We start from the raw sequence: 21,175 nt of genomic DNA on the forward strand, positions 1-21,175 counted from the left end.
ACAGCGCTCACTCACTTACAAGCGGACGCAAGCCCGTTTTTGTTTCTGCCTTTTGAAGCGAATGAACCGTCTGGCGGTTATCCAGGCTTTTGTCCAGCTGACGGCCGGTTTCATCCTCAATATCGAAAATCTGCATAAACAGCTTCAGCTTTTCCTCAGAATCCGCTTCAGCCGCAAGCTCTTTCGCTTTCAGAATCGGATCGCGCAGCATTTGGTTAATGATGCTCTTCGTATGTTTGCTGAGAAGCTTTTTCTCTCTTATCGTCAGATGAGGCAGCTTGCGCTCAATGCTCTGCATCGTATCGGACTGGATAGACAGCGCCTTTTCACGAAGCGCCGAAATGACCGGCACAACGCCGAGCGTATTAAGCCACTGCTTAAACTCAACAATTGCCGCTTCAATGAACAGCTCGACTTTTTCAGCAGTTTCACGGCGTTCTTGTAAGTTGGCTTCAACGATTCCTTCAAGGTCGTCAATATCGTACAGAAAAACACCTTCAAGATCGTTCAGCGCAGGGTCAAGGTCTCTCGGAACAGCGATATCCACCATAAATAATGGGCGGCCCTTCCGCTGTCTGCCCGCTCTCTCCATCATATCTTTAGACACGACAAAATCACTTGCGCCTGTCGAGCTGATTAAAATATCAGCTTCAGCAAGTGCATGTTCAAGCTGGTTTAAGCTGCGCGCTTCTCCGGAAAAACGGTCAGCAAGTTCTTTTGCCTTTAAAAACGTTCTGTTGATGACCGTTACTTTTCCTATGCCCTGGCCGTGCAGGTTTTCTGCGGCAAGCTCGCCCATTTTTCCCGCACCGATAATCAAAATGTGCTTATTTGACAGAGAGCCGAAGATTTTTTTCGCGAGTTCAACGGCCGCGTAACTGACGGATACGGCATTGGCGCCGATATCGGTTTCAGCATGCGTGCGTTTACCGACGGTCACTGCCTGTTTAAACAGCTCATTGAAAATGGTGCCGATTGTCTTTTCTGTCTGCGCTGTTTTAAAGCTCGAACGGACCTGGCCGAGGATTTGCGTTTCTCCGATGACCATGGAATCCAAACCGCACGCCACTCGGAATAAATGCTCAATCGCCGCGTCGCTCTCATAAAATTTCAGAAACGGAGACAGCTCTTCTTTCGGCAGAGAAAACCATTCGGATAAAAATGTCTTTATATAATAACGGCCGGTATGAAGCTGGTCGACCACCGCATAAATTTCAGTGCGGTTGCAGGTTGACACGATAATGTTTTCAAGAACGCTTTTTTCTTCTTTTAAACGGAGCATCGCTTCTGCAAGCTCATCCGGCTGAAAACTTATTTTTTCGCGTATTTCAATAGGGGCGGATTTATAATCTACTCCCACAACAAGAATATGCATAGCCTTTCATGCACCCCCGTACATCGCATTTTATTTATAATCATTCTAACATAGAATTTATTATTTATAATGATTATAACATAGTTTCTTCGTGAAAATGTGAACAGATTTCAAACATGTTATGCTATAGTATAAAAAGCTTCGTTTCCTCTGTAATCATCATACTAAAAATCCTTTACTGCGGGTAGGTGACAGGATGAAAAAAACATCAATTTTATTACCGGGACTTCTGCTTGCCGCTTCGTTATTCGCTTGGCTTCAGAGCGGACAGGTTCACCTGTTTGCAAATCAGGGAGAATGGCCGGTGCTCCTTATGCTTTTGGGCGCCGTACTCTTGTATCAGGGCAAAAAGGAAGCGGCGGGATCTCACGTCCTAATCGGCATGCTTTTGTTCGGTATAGGTTTGCATTTTTTCGCCAAACCTGAACTCTCATGGTGGCCGGGAGATTTTGAAATGCTGCTCTTTATATTCGGGTTCTCCTTATTTGCGGCTGCCAGAAAAGAATATGTATACGAAGCGGCTGCCATGATTGGTTTTTCCCTCTTTTTATACTTCTTTAAACAAATTACGGCGTGGCTGGAGTCCGTCCACATTCCGACCGAACATTTCAAAACATACTGGCCGTATGTTTTCATCGGAATCAGCCTTTTATTATTGTTTATCAAGCGGAACAAAACTATACGATAAAACCCAAAACGCACTGCGTTTTGGGTTTTTCATTACCGGCTGATCATTTTTTTAATGGCTCCCCACGCCTCATCTTTTCCTTTTTTTGTTTCAGAGGAAAATAAAATCAGTTCATCTTCAGGGTCCATATCAAGCGTCTGCTTGACAACCTTTAAGTGCTTGTCCCATTTTCCTTTTGGAATTTTATCCGCTTTTGTCGCAATGACGATGACGGGAATGCCGTAATACTTCAGGAATTCATACATGTTCACGTCTTCAGCAGACGGCGCGTGTCTGAGGTCGACAATCTGCACGCAGGCTTTCAGCTCTTCACGGGTCGTCATATAAGTTTCAATCATTCTCCCCCATGCTTCCCGCTCGCTTTTGGAAACTTTCGCAAACCCGTACCCGGGAACGTCGACAAAATGCAATTCATCATTGATGATGTAAAAGTTTAAGGTCTGTGTTTTCCCCGGTTTTGATGACGTTCTGGCCAGGTTTTTCCGATTGATTAATGAATTGATAAAAGATGACTTTCCTACATTTGATCTTCCCGCCAGCGCGATTTCCGGAAGCCCCCCAACAGGGTACTGCTCAGGTTTGACCGCGCTGATCACGATTTCTGACTTTGTGACTTTCATTTCTTCTCTCCTACTAAGGCATGTTCCAACACGTCATCGAGATGAGACACAAATATAAATTTCAGTCCTTCTCTGACGCTTTCAGGAATATCCTCTATATCTTTTTCGTTATCTTTAGGCGCAATAATCGTGGTCAGGCCCGCTCTGTGCGCGCCGAGCGCCTTTTCTTTCAGTCCGCCGATCGGAAGCACGCGGCCCCGCAGCGTGATTTCCCCGGTCATACCGACTTCGCGTTTTACCGCACGGTCCGTTAATGCCGATACGAGCGCAGTAGCCATCGTAATTCCCGCAGAAGGGCCGTCTTTAGGCACCGCTCCTTCAGGGACATGGATATGAATGTCATACTTCTCATGGAATTTCGGGTCGATTCCGAGCTGCTCCGTTTTCGAGCGGACATAACTGAAAGCGGCCTGCGCGGATTCCCTCATGACATCTCCGAGCTTCCCGGTCAGAATCAGCTTTCCTTTTCCCGGTGACAGTGACACTTCGATTGAAAGCGTATCTCCGCCGACCGTCGTGTACGCCAGACCCGTGACAACTCCGACTTGATCCTCGGTTTCCGCCTGTCCGTATCTGAATATCCGTTTTCCGAGATAGTCGGCCAGATTTTTCTCTGTAACGGTAATGCGTTTTCTCTCTTCAGAAACAATGGCCTTTGCAGCCTTTCGGCAAATGGCCGCAATCTGGCGTTCAAGCGTTCTCACGCCGGCTTCCCTCGTATAGTAGCGGATAATGTCAGTAATGGCCTGATCCCGAATCTGCAGGCTGCTCTTTGTGAGCCCGTGCTCTTTAATCTGTTTCGGAAGCAGGTGATCCTTTACGATCTCCAGCTTTTCGTTCTCAGTATAACCTGACAGGCTGATAATCTCCATTCTGTCTCTGAGAGGGCCCGGTATGGAACCAAGGTTATTCGCAGTCGCGATAAAAAGCACTTTCGATAAATCGAACGTCTCTTCAATATAGTGGTCGCTGAATGTGCTGTTTTGTTCCGGATCCAGCACCTCAAGCATCGCCGAAGACGGATCGCCTCTGAAATCAGATGACATTTTATCAATCTCATCGAGGAGAAAGACCGGATTTTGTTTGCCGGCTTTTTTCATTCCCTGGATAATCCGGCCCGGCATCGCTCCGACGTATGTACGCCGGTGGCCGCGGATTTCAGATTCATCGCGCACTCCGCCCAGTGAAATTCTCACAAACCGGCGTCCCATGCTCGTACTGATTGATTTTGCAAGAGATGTTTTTCCGACTCCCGGCGGTCCGGCCAGACAAAGAATCGGCCCTTTCAGCGTTTTCGTCAGCTGTTTCACGGCCAGATACTCCAGAATCCGTTCTTTCACTTTCTCTAAACCGTGATGCTCTTTGTCTAAGATTTCCCCGGCTTTTTTAATATCCAGTTTATCTTCTGTTTCATCCGACCACGGCAGGGCGATGAGCCAGTCAATATAGTTGCGGATAACAGAGCTTTCCGCTGAGCTTGAAGGCACTTTTTCGTAACGGCTCAATTCCTTAAGCGCCGTTTCTTTGACACGCTCAGGCATGCCCGCTTCTTCTATCTTTTCCGTGAGCGACTGAACTTCACCGGTTTTACCTTCTTTGTCGCCAAGTTCCTTTTGAATGGCTTTCATCTGTTCACGCAAGTAGTATTCTTTTTGGGTGCGCTCCATCGAACGTTTGACGCGCTGACCGATTTTTTTCTCAATCTCCAGCACTTCTTTTTCATTATTAATCGAACGGATGACCTTATTCAGACGTTCTTTAATATCCGCCGTTTCTAAAATGTCCTGCTTGTCCTTTAATTTCAGCGGGAGATGAGAAGCGACGATGTCCGCCATTCTGCCGGGCTCTTCAATATCAGTCACAGCCGCATACGTTTCTGCGGAGATTTTTTTTGAAATTTTTATGTACTGGTCAAAATGGTCCAGCAGCGTCCGCATAAGCGCCTCATCTTCTACGTCTTTCGAATCGTCCTCATGCATCAGCTGTATATCGACCGAAGTATAATCTTCTAGTTCGGTGTATTCAAGGATTTGCGCCCGCTGAATACCTTCTACAAGCACTCTGATCGTACCGTTGGGCAGCTTCAACATCTGTTTGATTTTTGTATAAGTGCCGACGGTGAAAATGTCGTCTTCACCCGGTTCGTCTATCGAAATATCCTGCTGAGTGGCTAAAAAAATCATATGATCATGCATCATTGCCTGTTCAAGAGCCTGAACCGACTTGTCCCGGCCTACATCTAAATGTAAAACCATCGTCGGGTATACCAATAAACCTCTTAAAGGGAGGAGCGGGATGCTGCGTTTTGTATCTTCTGCCATATGACTGACACCTCCGTGACTTTAGTATGAACCATTATAATACAACTTTTTCATCGTTGTACAATTCCGGGATCGGGCTTTAACCGGCTTACCGCCTGCCCAGTATATAAAACAGTCTCTTCGTAGTATACCCTTTCTTTCTGTTCTGAAAAAGGAAAAGATGTCCTCCATAAAAAAACCCCATTATAAAAATGGGGTTTATACGGATTCTTTATTCATTTGGATATCAAACGGTTTTTGTTCTGAAGGCGGATCAACCAATATGGCGTCAAGTACTTCCTGGAACGTTTTTACCGCCTTAATGGTGATTCCGTCTATTCGTTTCAGAATGGACTGCTGATTTTCGTAAGGAATAATGACGGTTTTAGCTCCGGCCTGTTTCGCGGCTTTAATTTTCGGGATGACGCCGCCGATCGGTTTGACAAGACCCGTCAGGCTGATCTCTCCCGTCATCGCCACCGTATGGTCGATAGGGATGCGGTGGATCGCGGAAAAAATCCCCGCAGCCATCGCGATACCTGCTGACGGTCCGTCAATAGGGCCTCCGCCCGGAAAATTGACATGAATGTCATAGTCCGAAGGTTTGATGCCCATTGTACGAAGAACCGTCAGAACGTTTTCCACCGATCCCTTCGCCATGCTTTTGCGGCGGATCGACTTCGATTGGCTGCCGATGCTCTCTTCCTCTGCAATCCCCGTAATATTCAGGCTTCCTTTGTCCTGTGCAGGCGTGACATTCACTTCGATTTCCAGCAATGCGCCGCTGTTCGGCCCGTATACGGCAAGTCCGTTCACGATGCCGACTTGCGGTTCATCGGCGATTTTCTGCTCGTTTTTAGGTGTGAGCTGACTGGAATGAACAACCCATTCTATATCTTCTGTCGTAATTTCTTTTCTGTCTTCGGTTACCGCCATGCCGGCAGCAATCTGAATCATATTGACGGCTTCACGGCCGTTTCTCGTATATGCGGTCAGTACATCGAGAGCCTCATCAGAAATCTCTTTCTGAATTTTGTCGGCCGCTTTTTTCGCTACGGTTTTAAGCTCATCCTTTTCCAGCTCACGGAAAAACACTTCAAGGCAGCGCGAACGGATGGCGGGGGGAATTTCAGTCGGCATTCTTGTCGTCGCTCCGATCAAGCGGAAATCCGCGGGAAGCCCGTTTTGAAAAATATCATGAATATGATTCGGGATTTGCGTATTTTCCTCACTGTAATACGCACTGTCTAAAAAGACTTTCCGATCTTCAAGCACCTTCAGCATTTTATTCATCTGAATCGGGTGAAGCTCACCGATTTCATCAATAAATAGGACGCCGCCGTGCGCATGAGTCACAGCCCCCTGCTTCGGCTGCGGAATGCCCGCCTGACCCATCGCTCCCGCTCCCTGATAAATCGGATCATGCACCGAACCGATAAGCGGATCGGCAATACCCCGTTCATCAAATCGCGCGGTCGTCGCATCAAGCTCAACAAAAACGGCCTGATTTTGAAATGGTGACTGTTTATGCTTTTTCGCTTCTTCCAATACCAGACGCGCCGCAGCCGTTTTGCCGACTCCGGGAGGCCCGTAAATAATCACGTGCTGCGGATTCGGACCGCAAAGCGCAGCTTTTAACGCTTTAATCCCATCCTCCTGGCCGACAATATCCTGAAAGCTTTTCGGCCGCACCTTTTCTGATAAAGGTTCTGATAAACTGATGGCGCGCATTTTGCGAAGCTGTTCCATTTCTTTTTTTGATTCTTTATCTATCGTCACTTTTTGTGTACGCTGGTTTTTGAGCAGATTCCAAAAATATAATCCGATGACTATCCCGAAAAACAGCTGTACAAATAATGCGATCCCTGTCCAACTCATGCTGGTCCCTCCTGAAAACGATTTATGTATCCAATTCATTCCTCTGTCCGCTAGTATCTCCCAGCAAAGCCCGGAATAAACATTTTCAGAAGGGTCGGGACAAGAAAAAAACCTCCTGATCAATTCGAGTCAGGAGGTTTTGTCATGTTATGCTGATGTTTTATCTTGGCCGACAACTGTGCCGTCTTTTAATACAAGACGAGGCGCTTCACCGTCTGCGACTGTCGATCCGGTAATGACACATTTTTCAATATCATCACGGGACGGCAGATCAAACATAACGTCAAGCATGATGCCTTCAATGATAGAACGCAGGCCGCGTGCGCCTGTTTTACGCTCGATCGCTTTTTTCGCAATTTCAGATAATGCCTCGCCTTCAAATTCAAGCTCAACATCATCAAGTTCTAACATTTTCTTGTATTGTTTGACGAGTGCGTTTTTAGGTTTAGTCAGAATTTCAACCAGTGCCGTTTCGTCAAGCTGCTCAAGGCTTGCAATGACAGGAAGACGGCCGATGAATTCAGGAATCAGACCGAAACGAAGCAAGTCTTCCGGAAGAACTTTAGAAAGCAGTTCTTCTTTTTCCAGGTCTGCCGCTTTATTATCTGAGCCGAAACCGATGACTTTTTGTCCGAGACGGCGTTTGATGATTTGTTCAATGCCGTCAAATGCACCGCCGCAAATGAACAGAATGTTCGTCGTATCGATCTGAATGAATTCCTGATGAGGATGTTTGCGTCCTCCTTGAGGCGGCACGCTTGCAACCGTTCCTTCAAGAATTTTCAGCAGCGCCTGCTGAACGCCTTCGCCTGATACGTCGCGTGTAATGGACGGGTTTTCAGATTTTCGCGCTACTTTATCAATTTCATCGATGTAAATAATGCCTTTTTCTGCTTTTTCCACATCATAGTCTGCAGCCTGAATCAGCTTGAGGAGGATGTTTTCTACGTCCTCACCGACATATCCGGCTTCAGTCAGAGATGTAGCGTCCGCGATCGCAAACGGAACGTTCAGAATACGCGCAAGCGTCTGAGCGAGAAGTGTTTTCCCGCTTCCAGTCGGCCCGATTAATGAAATATTACTTTTAGAAAGCTCAACATCATCCACTTTACTGTTGGAGTTGATGCGTTTGTAATGGTTGTATACCGCAACCGCAAGTGATTTCTTCGCCTGATCCTGTCCGATGACATATTCATTCAGAATCTCACGGATTTCCTGCGGCTTCGGAACGTCTTTAAATTCGACTTCTTCTTCTGTACCGAGCTCTTCCTCTACGATTTCTGTACAGAGCTCGATGCATTCATCGCATATATATACACCCGGTCCTGCAACCAGCTTACGAACCTGATCTTGCGTTTTTCCGCAGAACGAGCATTTTAATTGTCCTTTTTCCTCGTTGAATTTAAACATTCTTTCACCCCTTAATCTTGTCTCACTTTTTCTTTTACCTGAAGGGCAAAAGAAAACGGTTCTTGCTACGATCGAGTATGTATTGCATTTTACCATACTTTCCAGTAAGACGGTAACAATGTGTTTCGCGCTTGCACATTCTATATGTATGACAAAAAACAGCCCGGCAATGACTATCTTGCCCCAAGAAAAAGAGTTATATCATAATTGTACAAAACAAGGCACGAAATAATCGCGCCCTGTTTCATTATGTCTATTATTATGAACCATATTAACGGTTTTCTACAAGAAAATCAATTGCTTTTCGAACTTTTAAATCTTCTTTCATCGCGTCAGTTGAACCGATTGCCTGCTTGATGTTTTCAACCGGCATGTTGTAAGCTTCAGCCATTTTAGTCAGCTCAGCTTCAACTTCTTCGTCAGTCACTTCAAGGTTTTCAGCTTGAGCGATCGCTTCAAGAGTCAGGTTTGATTTTACGCGTTTTGCGGCATCTTCTTTCATTTGCTCTTTTAACGCGTTTTCATCTTGACCTGAGAATTGAGTGTAAAGCTCAAGGTTCATGCCTTGCATTTGAAGACGCTGTTCGAATTCTTTCAGCATGCGGTCAAGCTCAGTGTCGATCATCGCTTGAGGAACATCAGCTTCAGCGTTTTCAGATGCTTTCAGCACAAGCTCTTCACGCAATTTAGCGTCAGCTTCGTTTTCTTTCGCTTCTTCAAGGCGTTTTTTTGTTTTCTCAGTTAATTCAGCAAGCGTTTCAACTTCTTCGTCAACGTCTTTTGCGAATTCGTCGTTAAGCTCAGGAAGCTCTTTCGCTTTGATTTCATGAATTTTCACTTTGAAGACAGCCGGTTTGCCTGCAAGATCTTCAGCGTGGTACTCTTCAGGGAATGTTACTTCAACATCCTTTTCAGCTCCTGCTTCAAGACCAGTCAGCTGCTCTTCGAAGCCCGGGATGAATGAACCTGATCCTACTTCAAGTGAGTAGTTCTCAGCTTTTCCGCCTTCAAATGCTTCTCCGTCAACAAAACCTTCGAAGTCAAGAACGACTGTATCGCCGTTTTCAACAGCGCCTTCTTCTTTTACGACAAGCTCAGCCTGACGCTCCTGAAGCGCTTTAAGTTCGTTTTGTACGTCTTCATCAGTAACGGCAGTGTCATCTTTTTCGATTCCTAAGCCTTTGTAGTCGCCAAGTTTCACTTCCGGTTTTACAGTCACTTTTGCAGTGAAAATTAAGCTTTCGCCTTTTTCGATTTTTTCAACATCGATTTCAGGACGGTCTACAGGCTCAATGCCGGCTTCTTCAACCGCTTTAGGGTATTCTACAGGAAGTAAAATATCTAAAGCATCCTGGTAAAGAGCTTCAACGCCGAAACGCTGTTCGAATAAACCGCGCGGAACTTTCCCTTTGCGGAATCCAGGAATAGAAACCTGTTTTACTACTTTTTTAAATGCATCATCAAGAGCTGTTTTGAACGTTTCCGCATCAACTTCAACTGTTAATACGCCTTCGTTGCCTTCTTGTTTTTCCCATTTTACAGACATGTATTTCCCTCCAAAAATCTATTCAGGTTGTGTCGGTCTTCCATTCTAAAGCAATCCGCGGCTTTGTCAAAGAAAAAACCGCTTTGAATCAGAATCATTATGTAATGAACTGGCAGCCTGTCCAACCGTAATTCTCATTTCAGTTAAACCGCTATACATAAATACAACCACTATATTATAACATAACGCCTATCGCTTTCAACTATATGGCGTGATTTACAAATAAGAAATTTCTTCAATATCCTTAATCATCGTGCAGGCTTCTTCGAGTTCGCGGCTGTCAAACTCGTACATCATATGAAGTTCCTCCGGCTCAATGTCAATGCCGTGCATCTCGTAACCGACCTTATGAAGCGCTGCAGCCCATAAATCAGCGCTCAAAAGCTTCGGCATAAAAGGGTGCAGGACGTACAGATGCCTTCTCCACAGTTCCTCAACGGCGGCGTATAATGTAGGGTTTTCATTGCCCAGCGTTTCATCAAGCACCCGGAGAACGCGGTGCAAAATCGGCGCCGCATCAGGCTGAATTGTTTCACTCGGTATCGCGGTCATTGAATCGCCGAATTTTGTAATATGGACCGGCTTGCTGTAATCGTGCTCCGCCATCAGCGTCAAAATCATCGTCTTGATAAGCGGATGCGCGCCCGGATCTTGCAGAATCGTTTTTAAAAGACCTGTGTATTTCGCAATATTGCGGTCTTTGAGAGAATGGATCAGGTTCATTTGTTCAGCGGGGCTGTTCAGCACTTTTTCCGCATCAAGAACGTCTTCATATTCCTCCTCCCACACCTCGTCCTGCTGATCGGGATCGGTCATTTTGCGGCTGAATTCGAGCAGCCGGTAGAATTGCTCCGCACTTTCTGCGGGGAGCTGGTTTTCTTCCAGCACAGCTTCAATTGTGCTTTTGACTTCTTCATATTGTTTCAGCTGAATCAAAATGGTCATGTACACCTGCAGCACGGTAAAATAATGGCCGTACCCTTCGTTCAGCATTTTCTCGCAAACTTGTTTTGCTTCTTCCAATTCCCCGAGCTCCAGAAAACAAATCGCCATGCCTAAATGTACGTCGGACTCGGTATCACCGTGGCTTACCGCCTCTGAAAACAGTTCGAGGGCCTCCTGGTACTGTTTATCCTTCATGGCGGCCATCCCTTTATCAACCAAGCGTTCTTTCAGACGGGGGAAAGGAATGATATCAGCTTTTTTCTTGTCATGCGTCATACTCTATTTCCTTTCAGGCGCTTATTTTGTTCAAGTGTATCAACACGCGTCATGAAACACAAGAAAGGATAACGCACATGGCAAAAAAAGCCGCCGGATAAATTCCGGGCGGCTTTTTTCAGGCTTGAAGCCAAGAACTTCTTTTCGATTCAAACTGCTGAATGTCGTCCTCCAGCAGGAGCGTTAATGAAATTTCGTCATAGCCGTTAATCAGCATTTCCTTCCAGTGCGGATCGACTTCAAATGAAATTTCTCTTCCTTCACTGTCATGGATGAGCTGGTATTCCAAATCAACCGTCATATTAAGAGACTGATTTTCATATTGACCGGCGAGTTTTTTCCATTGATCATACGGCATACGGATAGGAAGCATTCCGTTTTTAAAACAGTTTTGATGAAAAATATCGGCAAATGACGGAGCAATGATGATTTTGAATCCGTAATCATCCAGCGCCCAAGGAGCATGCTCACGGGATGATCCGCAGCCGAAATTCTCTCCGGCAATTAATATGGACGCGCCCTCATAGACTTTGCGGTTTAATTCAAATTCAGGATCAGGCTCACCGTTCTCAAGGTATCTCCAATCAAAAAACGCGAATCTGCCGTATCCGGTTCTTTCAATTCTTTTCAGAAACTGTTTCGGAATAATCTGGTCAGTGTCAACGTTGATCCGGTTTAAGACGGCCGCTTTTCCGGTATGCGTTTTTAAAGGTTCCATCTTTTCGCACACTCCTTACACAACTGTTTTTTCTTGATAAAACTTTCTTACATCGACGAAATGCCCGTGAATGGCTGCCATTGCGGCCATAGCAGGACTGACAAGGTGTGTTCTCGCGCCTTTTCCCTGTCTGCCTTCGAAGTTGCGGTTGGATGTGGAAGCGCATCGTTCCCCTTCAGGCACGACATCATTGTTCATACTGAGGCACATGCTGCAGCCTGATTCTCTCCATTCAAAGCCCGCTTCAAGAAACACACGGTGCAGCCCTTCTTCCTCCGCCTGCTGTTTCACGCTTTGAGAGCCCGGCACCACAATGGCTCTGACGCTGTCGGCGACTTTTCGGCCTTTGATCATATCAGCAGCCTGGCGAAGGTCGGTCATCCGCGAATTTGTACAGGAGCCGATAAACACATGCTCGACTTTAATCTCTTCAATTTTTTGATTCGGTTCAATCCCCATGTATTCGTAGGCGCGGATGGCCTCTTTTTTATCGTCTTCAGAATCAATGGTTTCCGGCGCAGGTATTTGGGCATCGACCGGAAGAACCATGCCTGGGTTGATGCCCCAAGTTACCATTGGAGAAATCTCGCTGCCGTCTAACACGATGGAATGATCGTATACGGCGCCCGGATCGGTTTTTAACGCTTTCCATTCTGCGGCGGCTTTTTCAAATTCCTCGCCTTTTGGCGCGTATTTACGGTTTTTACAGTATTCAATCGTCGTTTCATCAGGAGCGATCAGTCCCGCACGGGCTCCCGCTTCTATTGACATATTGCAGACCGTCATGCGTTCGTCCATAGACATGTTTCTGAATACTTCCCCGGTGTATTCAATGACATATCCGGTACCGAATTTCACCCCGTATTTTCCGATGACCGACAAGATGACATCCTTCGCGGTCACTCCTTTTTGGAGCGTTCCGTCAACGCGGATTTCTAGCGTTTTCGGCCGCTGCTGCCATAGTGTCTGTGTGGAGAGAACATGCTCCACCTCACTTGTGCCGATACCGAAGGCAAGCGCCCCGAATGCGCCGTGAGTCGATGTATGACTGTCTCCGCAAACGATCGTTTTCCCCGGAAGTGTCAGACCAAGCTCAGGTCCGACTACGTGAACGATCCCCTGGTCTGCGCTGTGAAGATCCGCAAGACGGACGCCGAACTCCTCGCAATTTCTTTCAAGCGCGGTTACTTGGCGCTTTGCGACTTCATCTTTAATGTCAAAACGGTTGACGGTCGGAATATTGTGATCCATCGTCGCGAATGTATTCTGCGGCCGTCTGACTTTTCTTCCCTTCTGCCTTAATCCTTCAAACGCCTGAGGAGACGTCACCTCATGAATTAAGTGCAGATCAATATAGAGAAGGTCGGGTTTTCCTTCACCGCTTTTTACAACATGCCGATCCCAAATCTTTTCGATGATTGTTCGAGGCATCATCTTTGTTTCCTCCCTCTACCTATGAACTAAGACCGCTTTCTTTAAAGCGTCACACTATAGATTGTGTATTTGCGCCGGCTATTGCGGCTTTTACTTTTTCAGTAATGTCATGCGTTCCGGCATATTGGCCGTCCCGGGCGATATCACGTGTACGGCTGCCGTCTGCAAGCACCTTTGCAACCGCCTTTTCTACCGCCTGCGCTTCGTTTTCAAGCCCGAAAGATGTTCTCAAAAGCATCGCCGCTGATAAAATCGCCGCAAACGGATTGGCCATCCCTTTACCGGCGATGTCAGGCGCAGATCCATGCACCGGTTCAAACAAGTGAAGACCTGAACTTGATAGACTGGCTGATGGCAGCATGCCGAGCGAACCTGTCAGCATGGAGGCTTCATCACTTAATATATCGCCGAACATGTTTTCAGTTACGATGACGTCAAACTGGTTCGGAGCATAGATGAGCTGCATCGCAGCATTATCGACAAGCATATGTTCAAGCGTCACATCAGGAAATTCTTTTGCGATTTCATCTGCCGTTTCACGCCACAGCCTGCTTGAGGAAAGCACATTCGCCTTATCAACTGACGTCACTTTTCCTTTTCTGCCGGCTGCCATTTTAAAGGCTTCTCTGACAACGCGTTCGATTTCTTCTTTCTTATAAAAGAGGGTATCGACCGCTTCTTTTTCTCCCGCTTCATTGACATACTGTCTGCTCGGCTCTCCGAAGTAGAGGCCGCCCGTCAGTTCCCTGACGATTACAAAGTCAACGCCGCTGATATATTCTTTTTTCAGCGGAGATGCCTCAGACAGGCTTTCAAATACGGTCACCGGACGCAGATTGGCAAACAGGCCGAGTTTTTTTCTGATGCCGAGCAGGCCTTTTTCCGGTCTGAGCTCCGGAGGATTTTGGTCCCATTTCGGTCCGCCGACTGCACCGAGCAGGATGGCGTCAGACCTCTCGCAAAGAGCCACCGTCTCCTCAGGAAGAGGGTTTTGATGGGCGTCAATAGCCGCTCCCCCGATCAGCCCGTTTTCAAATTCAAATTCATGTCCGAATTGTTCGGCAACGCTTTTCAATACATCTGCCGCTGATTCCGCCACTTCCGGTCCGATTCCGTCACCGGGAAGCAAAGCAATGCGTTTTTTCAAATCAAACGTTCTCCTTTCTATTACGAGCCGACCGCAGTCCGTCTCTTTAATCCGTCTATATTGCAATCCAGCACTAATTGACGGTTCACAGCATTCAAATATGCTTTTGCAGAAGCTTCCAGAACATCCTGCGCAATTCCCCGCCCTGATGATTCTTTTCCGTTCACGGTCACTCTGACGTAAACCTGAGCCAGCGCGTCTTCGCCTTTTCGGTTGGATTGAATGCGGTAATCTATCAGTTCAATATCTTTATCAATACAGCGCCCGAGCGTGTTATAAACGGCTTCTACGCTGCCTGCCCCTGTTGCCGCCTCTTGCATCAGCTGTTCGTTTTCCTGATTTTTCAAAGAGACTGTTGCAGTGGGCACCTGAGACGTCCCGTAATGCACTTGCAGAGACAAAAATTCATAGCCGATTTTTTTGTCCGTCACTTTTTCTTCTAAAATAAGAGAAATCAAGTCATCATCGGTGATTTCTTTTTTCTTTTCGGTCAGTTCTTTAAACATCGTAAAATATTTATTGATCTCATCACTATCAAACTGGAACCCAAGCGTATTCAGGCGGTCTTTGAACGCATGGCGTCCGGAATGCTTTCCGAGCACGAGCGCATCCGCTGTCACACCGACAAGTTCCGGTGAAATAATTTCATATGTTGATTTTTCTTTCAGGAAACCGTCTTGGTGAATACCCGACTCATGGGCGAAAGCGTTATCTCCGACGATCGCTTTATTGCGGGGAACGGCCATTCCCGTCAGTTTGCTGACAAGATCACTCGTCCGCTTCAATTCATGAAGAGTGAGAGATGAATCAGCTTGATACGCGTCATTTCTGACATGAAGCGCAACGGCGATTTCTTCAAGCGCGGCGTTCCCGGCTCTTTCTCCTATGCCGTTAATGGCGCATTCAATTTGATCAGCGCCGTTCTCAATTGCCGAAAGTGAGTTGGCAACCGCCATTCCGAGATCATCGTGGCAATGAGCTGAGAGCTTTACCCGGCTGATATTCGGAACGTGTTCCTTCATATATTTAAAGATGTTTCCGTATTCCGCCGGCGTCAGGTAGCCTACAGTGTCCGGCAGGTTGATGACGCTCGCGCCGGCATCAATCACTTCTTCTACGATTTCAGCCAAAAACGGAAGTTCGGTGCGGCATGCGTCTTCTGCTGACCATTGAACGATCGGGAAACGTTCTTTTGCATACTTCACCATTTCAACCGCTTTTTCCTTAACCTCTTCCCTCGTCATTTTCAGCTTATGCTTCAGATGAATGTCTGAGGTGGCGATAAAGATGTGAATCCGCGGGCTGACCCCGTCTTTCAGCGCTTCCCAGGCTGCGTCGATATCACCTTTGACAGAACGGGCAAGCCCTGTTACCGAACAATTTTTAATCGTTCTTGCGATTTCCTGCACGGCTAAAAAATCACCTCGGGATGAAGCGGGAAATCCCGCTTCAATAATGTCCACCCCGAGTCTTTCAAGCTGCTTGGCTATCGCCAGTTTCTCCCGCGCATTAAGGTTGACCCCGGGAGATTGTTCACCGTCACGAAGGGTCGTGTCGAAAACGTTAATTTTGCGCAACGGAGACCACCGCTTCCTTCTTTTTACCTTGTTTGACAAACGGCATCATTTCACGAAGCTGTCTGCCGACCTTTTCAATCTGATGCTCGTTTTCACTTGCATTGATCGCATTGAAGCGAGGACGGTTCACTTGGTTTTCCACGATCCATTCTTTTGCGAATGTACCGTTTTGAATATCCGTTAATACTTGTTTCATAGATTCTTTTACCTTCGCATCGACTACGCGCGGTCCTGATACAAAATCTCCCCATTGAGCCGTATCGGAGATAGAGTATCTCATGCCCGCCAAGCCTTCTTCATACATTAAGTCTACGATCAATTTCAGTTCGTGCAGACACTCAAAGTATGCGAGTTCAGGCTGGTATCCGGCTTCTGTCAGCGTTTCAAAACCTGCTTTGACAAGCGCTGTTAAACCTCCGCAGAGAACAGCCTGCTCACCGAACAGATCCGTTTCCGTTTCTTCCTTAAATGTTGTTTCAAGAACTCCGGCACGCGCCCCGCCAATTCCTTTTGCGTAAGCAAGAGCCGTGTCTTTCGCTTCGCCTGATACATCCTGATAGATGGCAAACAATGCCGGTACGCCGGCGCCTTGTTCATATGTTCTTCTGACAAGGTGTCCCGGTCCTTTAGGGGCGACAAGGAAGACATCTACATCAGCAGGAGGCACGATCTGATGGAAATGGACGTTAAATCCGTGTGCGAATACCAATGATTTGCCCGCCGTCAATTCATCTTTGATTTCAGCTTCATATACTTTTTGCTGCTGTTCATCCGGAAGAAGAACCATAATGATGTCAGCCTGGGCAGCCGCTTCTCTTACAGAAAATACTTGGTGGCCGTCTTCTTGGGCCTGTGTAAATGATTTGCCTTGTCTGACGCCGACAATGACATCAATTCCGCTTTCTTTTAAGTTCAGCGCATGTGCGTGACCCTGTGAACCGTAACCGATAATCGCTACTTTTTTACCTGCCAATACGTTCTCTTTGATATCACCGTTATAATATACTTTTACCATTTTAATCTCTCCCTTTTTTGTGTTATACAATAGAAATTGTTTTATTGGATGACGCCTTTTGCTGGGTTCCCCTCGCAAAAGCCGTTGTGCCTGTTCTCGCGATTTCTTTAATGCCGTAAGGTTTGAGAAGCTCTATAAGGGCTTCGATTTTATCAGACTCGCCAGTGACCTGAACGACGATGCTGTCCTTTGAGACATCAACGACGGAAGCTCTGAACGGCTCAATGATTCCATTGATTTCCGTTCTGGTCGGCGGTGCAGAAACAACTTTAATCAGTGCAAGCTCACGCTGTACAATTGATTGGTTTGTAATATCCGTCACTTTCAGGACGTCAATTTGTTTGTTAAGCTGCTTTGTCAGCTGCTCAACGTCGTTTTCGCCTTCCACATGGACGACAAATGTAATTCTTGAAACACCGCTTGTTTCCGTGTGGCCTACAGTGATGCTTTCGATATTATAGTGTCTTTTTGTAAACAGGCCGGTGATCCGGTTTAATACCCCCGAGCGGTTGACCACCGTTAATGTGATAATGCGTTTCAAGGTTTCACCCCCACCATTTCATGAAGTCCTTTACCCGGCGCAATCATCGGGAATACTTTTTCGCTTTTGGCGACCCGGACGTCAATAACGGCCGGCTCTTTTGATGAAAGCGCCTTTTTCAGCTCTTCTTCCGCCTCTTCTTCTGATGTAATCCGGATGCCTTTAATGCCGTAGGCTTCTGACAATTTGACAAAGTCAGGCTGCGCCGAGAATTTGGATTCAGAGTAGCGTTCTTCATAGAAGATTTCCTGCCACTGTCTGACCATGCCCAGACATTCATTGTTCAAAATAATCACTTTGACCGGAAGATTCAGCTGCCGGATGACATCTAACTCCTGCAGGGTCATCTGAAAACCGCCGTCTCCGAGGATGGCAACGACCGTGGCGTTACGATCAGCCAGCTGCGCTCCGATAGCCGCCGGAAGGCCGAAGCCCATTGTGCCGAGCCCTCCCGAGGTCACCCACTTATCAGCCTTTCGGAAAGGATAAAACTGAGCCGCCCACATCTGGTGCTGACCGACATCCGTCGCCACAATCGCCTCTCCGTTTGTGAATTGGTGAATATACTCAATCAGCTTTTGGGGTTTTAAGCCCTCTTCACTGTCGTCTGTATACCAGAGCGGATATTCTTCTTTCCATTCGGAAAGCTGCTGTTTCCATTCAGCTGACTGTCCCTGTTTTCCGTTTTGCTTCAATAGTTCCTGAAGGACGATTTTACTGTCGCCGACCACCGGGATCTGCGTTTCGATAATTTTTCCGATTTCAGCCGGATCAATATCGATGTGCGCCACTTTGGCCGATTTTGCAAAATGCTTCAGATTTCCGGTCACACGATCATCGAACCGAGCTCCGATGCTGATCAGCAAGTCACAGTGGTAAAGCGCCATATTCGCTGTGTATGTGCCGTGCATTCCCGCCATTCCCAGAAAGAGAGGATGGTCTGCCGGGAAACCGCCCAGACCGAGAAGCGTGTGGGCTACCGGTATTTGCTGCTGTTCGGCATAATTTTTTAAATCTTCTGAAGCTTTACCGTGCAAAACACCCGCTCCGGCTAAAATAACCGGCTTTTTCGCACTGCTGACAGCTTCTACGAGCTTTCGGATCTGCAGATAGTTAGGCTCTTTTACCGGCTGATAACCCGGAAGATTGATCTCATGATCATATCTGAATTCCCCTTCAAATGCTGCGACATCCTTCGGAATATCAATTAATACCGGACCCGGTCTTCCCGTCGTGGCGATATGGAAAGCCTCTTTGATCACACCGGGAAGATCCTCCGGACGGCGGACCTGATAGCTGTGTTTCGTAATCGGCATCGTAATTCCTAAAATGTCGGCTTCCTGGAAAGCGTCGCTGCCGATGACTGAAGTGGCCACCTGGCCGGTAAACACTACGAGCGGCAGTGAATCAATCATCGCGTCCGCAAGACCGGTCACTAAATTTGTCGCTCCGGGTCCTGAAGTAGCGATGACAACCCCCGGCTTCCCCGAGACTCTCGCATACCCTTCGGCCGCATGAATCGCGCCTTGCTCGTGCCGGGGCAGGATGTGAACCAATCCTGATTGATAAAGCTTATCGTAAATCGGAAGAACGGCTCCCCCCGGATATCCGAAGATCATTTCGACTTTTTCTTTCTTTAATGATTCAATCAGCATCAGAGCCCCGTTCATTGTCTTTGTACAATCGGCAGACGTAGTATCCGCCTGTACATTTGTGCCCATTTTCAGTTCCTCCTTTTCAATGTTCCCTTCTAAAATCAAATTCATAAAACGCAGCGCCGGCTGACGCAAATAAAAAAGCCTTCCCACCCACATTCAGCCAAGCATTTCATGCGATAGCCAAAAGGGGCGAAAAGGCTTTGCTTTCCGCGGTACCACCCTTGTTTACGGTCATATGAAGACCGTCTCATGGATAATTACTATCCGTTTTGATAACGAGTAAACGTTGCGTTCACTCGGCCGAGTCCTACTCTTCACATTTCAGACCGGCACTCTGAGGTGAGTTCACTTTGCTTTGTTTTTACCGGCTCTCAGCGTTACCGGCTCTCTGTAAAAAACTTCTGCAAAGCTACTTATCCTCTTCTGCGCTTTTTATTATGGCGGCTCTTTTATTTAAAAAAAGAACCCTCATTTGTTTGTTTTTCAGTGTTTTATGATTTTTCTTTTTAGTGTGAATCATTTATTTATTTTTGTTTGAACTCATATTACGCCCGTTTGCAGACAGTGTCAACAGCATTTTTATAATTATTAGACAATTTAGATTAATCAATCTACTTTGTATACGCTTTCATTACTGGTACAAAGGGATCTGTAAATGTTAAAAGTTTTTATCATTTTTTTGTTAATCTCTCAAGATTACATGAAATTTTTCCGTTCTTATACGATTATGTCACATTTTATTACACAATTTTTCATGTTCTTTTCGGTCTGCTTGTCAGATATTCCGTTCAGATTGAACAGGCTCTTTATACAGACATACGCATACACTGTTCTTATCTCGTGAAGAAATGAGTGATGTCATGAATAAGATGTTATCAGGCATGCAAGGCCTGCCTCCCGGATTTCCGCCTTTACCGGTTCTGCCGCCGCAGTCTTATTATCCTCCGGCACCAATGCATACAGCTCCGTTTCAGGGCGGCCCTTCTTTTCAGCAGGGATTTCCATCATACGGATACGGACAGCAGACCCCGCAAAGCTCGCTGTCATTCGCCGGGCAGCAATTCGTCCCATACCCTTATACAAGCGGGTACTACGGTCAAACCTTCAGTGATGTCGGCGGAAGCCTCGGCGCAGGGTCCCATCCCGGCGCGCTCGGGGGCGGTTTCAGCGGCCATGCCGGGGGCTTCAGCGCTCCGAGCGGATTCAGATAATATAAAAACCGGTCTCCCACGGCCGGTTTTTTCTTACTTACAGTGTATAACGGTCATTCCATTGATTCATTTCCTGCTCCGTATCGTAATCAGCCTTTGAAACCTCAACAATGATTAAACCGCATTGAGTCATTAAAAATTGTTTCAGTTCCTCAAACAGCTCGTCTTTTCCGCAAAAGATCGTTTCTATCCTGTCATTTTTATATGCAAATGCGTACTTCAAAAGCTAATTCCTCCCGCTGTCTTTCTATCAACTATTAACAAAATAAATAATAGAAATCAGATATTTTATCACTCAAGGGCGCCTTAAGTATCTTTATACATATATTTCTTACGGTAAATATTTCATTAAGTTTCATTTATATTAAAATTTCTTTACAATTTTCATTAAATACAGGACTTTTATTTCATAAAACAAAAACAAATACAAAAAAACCTCAAACCCATTGTCAGGGCTTGAGGTTTTTTATTATACGTCCCAGGAGAGATTCGAACTCCCGACCGACGGCTTAGAAGGCCGTTGCTCTATCCGGCTGAGCTACTGGGACATGAAAATCAAATCGTACTGCTGATCATTTTACCATGATGTCAGCGAATTGACAATATGGTCATCCGATAAAAAAGGCCAGCGTCATCAGTTTTCACTCTGATGTCACCAGCTCTTTTTTTTGTACGTCCCAGGAGAGATTCGAACTCCCGACCGACGGCTTAGAAGGCCGTTGCTCTATCCAGCTGAGCTACTGGGACAGGTTTTGCTTTATGTATCAGCGACAAGATTTATTATATACAGGTTCATATCATAAGTCAATATTTTTTTAGAAACTTTTGATGGGGAA

17 protein-coding genes, 2 tRNA genes and 1 other annotated feature are annotated in these 21,175 nt (G+C 46.4%); of the genes, 2 read left to right on the forward strand and 17 right to left on the reverse strand.

Features of this window, described 5'->3' with window-relative positions:
• Positions 1–7 precede the first annotated feature (7 nt).
• Positions 8–1,375, reverse strand: a complete 1,368-nt coding sequence (hemA, locus tag AD710_RS01605; RefSeq protein ID WP_049627120.1) for a glutamyl-tRNA reductase — start codon at positions 1,373–1,375, stop codon at positions 8–10.
• A 196-nt stretch (positions 1,376–1,571) separates the two neighbouring features.
• On the opposite strand from hemA, the gene AD710_RS01610 reads away from it, so the two are divergent.
• Complete coding sequence (locus AD710_RS01610; RefSeq protein ID WP_045926469.1) at positions 1,572–2,063, forward strand: hypothetical protein; 492 nt, start codon at positions 1,572–1,574, stop codon at positions 2,061–2,063.
• Positions 2,064–2,095: 32 nt separating this feature from the next.
• On the opposite strand, the gene yihA is transcribed toward AD710_RS01610, so the two are convergent.
• From yihA to ilvB, 13 genes are all read right to left on the reverse strand, one after another.
• Positions 2,096–2,683, reverse strand: coding sequence for a ribosome biogenesis GTP-binding protein YihA/YsxC (gene yihA, locus AD710_RS01615; protein ID WP_016938764.1), 588 nt, complete (start codon positions 2,681–2,683; stop codon positions 2,096–2,098).
• Positions 2,680–5,004: an endopeptidase La gene (gene lon / locus AD710_RS01620; RefSeq protein ID WP_016938763.1), complete on the reverse strand. Its 2,325-nt coding sequence runs from the start codon at positions 5,002–5,004 to the stop codon at positions 2,680–2,682. The genes yihA and lon overlap by 4 nt, the downstream gene beginning before the upstream one ends.
• Positions 5,005–5,202: 198 nt before the next feature.
• Positions 5,203–6,861 (reverse strand): ATP-dependent protease LonB, encoded by a 1,659-nt coding sequence (gene lonB, locus AD710_RS01625; protein WP_047475531.1) that lies wholly within the window; start codon positions 6,859–6,861, stop codon positions 5,203–5,205.
• Between the two features lie 147 nt (positions 6,862–7,008).
• Positions 7,009–8,271, reverse strand: a complete 1,263-nt coding sequence (gene clpX / locus AD710_RS01630) for an ATP-dependent protease ATP-binding subunit ClpX (protein ID WP_016938761.1) — start codon at positions 8,269–8,271, stop codon at positions 7,009–7,011.
• A 271-nt stretch (positions 8,272–8,542) separates the two neighbouring features.
• Entirely contained in the window at positions 8,543–9,817 is a 1,275-nt protein-coding gene (tig, locus tag AD710_RS01635) for a trigger factor (RefSeq protein WP_047475527.1), read from the reverse strand.
• A 216-nt stretch (positions 9,818–10,033) separates the two neighbouring features.
• Positions 10,034–11,038, reverse strand: a complete 1,005-nt coding sequence (gene ddcA / locus AD710_RS01640) for a DNA damage checkpoint antagonist DdcA (protein WP_045926467.1) — start codon at positions 11,036–11,038, stop codon at positions 10,034–10,036.
• A gap of 118 nt (positions 11,039–11,156) precedes the next feature.
• Positions 11,157–11,756: a 3-isopropylmalate dehydratase small subunit gene (leuD, locus tag AD710_RS01645; RefSeq protein ID WP_049627121.1), complete on the reverse strand. Its 600-nt coding sequence runs from the start codon at positions 11,754–11,756 to the stop codon at positions 11,157–11,159.
• Between the two features lie 15 nt (positions 11,757–11,771).
• A complete protein-coding gene (gene leuC / locus AD710_RS01650; RefSeq protein WP_045926466.1) occupies positions 11,772–13,190 on the reverse strand; it encodes a 3-isopropylmalate dehydratase large subunit in 1,419 nt (472 codons plus the stop codon).
• A gap of 49 nt (positions 13,191–13,239) precedes the next feature.
• On the reverse strand, positions 13,240–14,337 hold the full coding sequence (gene leuB, locus AD710_RS01655) for a 3-isopropylmalate dehydrogenase (RefSeq protein ID WP_049627122.1): 1,098 nt from the start codon (positions 14,335–14,337) through the stop codon (positions 13,240–13,242).
• A gap of 20 nt (positions 14,338–14,357) precedes the next feature.
• Positions 14,358–15,914 (reverse strand): 2-isopropylmalate synthase, encoded by a 1,557-nt coding sequence (locus tag AD710_RS01660; protein WP_049627123.1) that lies wholly within the window; start codon positions 15,912–15,914, stop codon positions 14,358–14,360.
• On the reverse strand, positions 15,901–16,929 hold the full coding sequence (ilvC, locus tag AD710_RS01665; protein WP_007408142.1) for a ketol-acid reductoisomerase: 1,029 nt from the start codon (positions 16,927–16,929) through the stop codon (positions 15,901–15,903). The genes AD710_RS01660 and ilvC overlap by 14 nt, the downstream gene beginning before the upstream one ends.
• Before the next feature lie 22 nt (positions 16,930–16,951).
• Positions 16,952–17,470, reverse strand: a complete 519-nt coding sequence (gene ilvN / locus AD710_RS01670) for an acetolactate synthase small subunit (protein WP_016938753.1) — start codon at positions 17,468–17,470, stop codon at positions 16,952–16,954.
• On the reverse strand, positions 17,467–19,191 hold the full coding sequence (gene ilvB / locus AD710_RS01675) for an acetolactate synthase large subunit (protein ID WP_049628746.1): 1,725 nt from the start codon (positions 19,189–19,191) through the stop codon (positions 17,467–17,469). The genes ilvN and ilvB overlap by 4 nt, the downstream gene beginning before the upstream one ends.
• Before the next feature lie 119 nt (positions 19,192–19,310).
• Positions 19,311–19,563 (reverse strand) — a binding site (T-box leader).
• 425 nt (positions 19,564–19,988) lie between these two features.
• Here ilvB and AD710_RS01685 point away from each other — a divergent pair.
• Complete coding sequence (locus AD710_RS01685; RefSeq protein ID WP_047475519.1) at positions 19,989–20,339, forward strand: hypothetical protein; 351 nt, start codon at positions 19,989–19,991, stop codon at positions 20,337–20,339.
• 37 nt (positions 20,340–20,376) lie between these two features.
• Here AD710_RS01685 and AD710_RS01690 read toward each other — a convergent pair whose 3' ends face one another.
• The 3 genes from AD710_RS01690 to AD710_RS01700 all read right to left on the reverse strand — a co-directional run bounded on the left by AD710_RS01690 (position 20,377) and on the right by AD710_RS01700 (position 21,086).
• Positions 20,377–20,562 (reverse strand): hypothetical protein, encoded by a 186-nt coding sequence (locus AD710_RS01690; protein WP_047475517.1) that lies wholly within the window; start codon positions 20,560–20,562, stop codon positions 20,377–20,379.
• A 251-nt stretch (positions 20,563–20,813) separates the two neighbouring features.
• A tRNA-Arg gene (locus tag AD710_RS01695) sits at positions 20,814–20,887 on the reverse strand.
• A gap of 125 nt (positions 20,888–21,012) precedes the next feature.
• Positions 21,013–21,086: transfer RNA gene (locus AD710_RS01700), tRNA-Arg, on the reverse strand.
• Positions 21,087–21,175: the final 89 nt, after the last annotated feature.

The sequence above is a fragment of the Bacillus sp. JFL15 genome (assembly GCF_001184225.1).
In the GTDB taxonomy this organism is placed as follows: domain Bacteria; phylum Bacillota; class Bacilli; order Bacillales; family Bacillaceae; genus Bacillus; species Bacillus siamensis.

Coding starts and splice junctions, on each gene's coding strand:
- AD710_RS01610 (WP_045926469.1), top strand. CDS start 1,572: ATGAAAAAAACATCAATTTTATTACCGGGACTTCTGCTTGCCGCTTCG.
- hemA (WP_049627120.1), bottom strand. CDS start 1,375: ATGCATATTCTTGTTGTGGGAGTAGATTATAAATCCGCCCCTATTGAA.
- lonB (WP_047475531.1), bottom strand. CDS start 6,861: ATGAGTTGGACAGGGATCGCATTATTTGTACAGCTGTTTTTCGGGATA.
- ddcA (WP_045926467.1), bottom strand. CDS start 11,038: ATGACGCATGACAAGAAAAAAGCTGATATCATTCCTTTCCCCCGTCTG.
- lon (WP_016938763.1), bottom strand. CDS start 5,004: ATGGCAGAAGATACAAAACGCAGCATCCCGCTCCTCCCTTTAAGAGGT.
- leuD (WP_049627121.1), bottom strand. CDS start 11,756: ATGGAACCTTTAAAAACGCATACCGGAAAAGCGGCCGTCTTAAACCGG.
- tig (WP_047475527.1), bottom strand. CDS start 9,817: ATGTCTGTAAAATGGGAAAAACAAGAAGGCAACGAAGGCGTATTAACA.
- clpX (WP_016938761.1), bottom strand. CDS start 8,271: ATGTTTAAATTCAACGAGGAAAAAGGACAATTAAAATGCTCGTTCTGC.
- ilvB (WP_049628746.1), bottom strand. CDS start 19,191: ATGGGCACAAATGTACAGGCGGATACTACGTCTGCCGATTGTACAAAG.
- ilvC (WP_007408142.1), bottom strand. CDS start 16,929: ATGGTAAAAGTATATTATAACGGTGATATCAAAGAGAACGTATTGGCA.
- leuC (WP_045926466.1), bottom strand. CDS start 13,190: ATGATGCCTCGAACAATCATCGAAAAGATTTGGGATCGGCATGTTGTA.
- yihA (WP_016938764.1), bottom strand. CDS start 2,683: ATGAAAGTCACAAAGTCAGAAATCGTGATCAGCGCGGTCAAACCTGAG.
- AD710_RS01685 (WP_047475519.1), top strand. CDS start 19,989: ATGAATAAGATGTTATCAGGCATGCAAGGCCTGCCTCCCGGATTTCCG.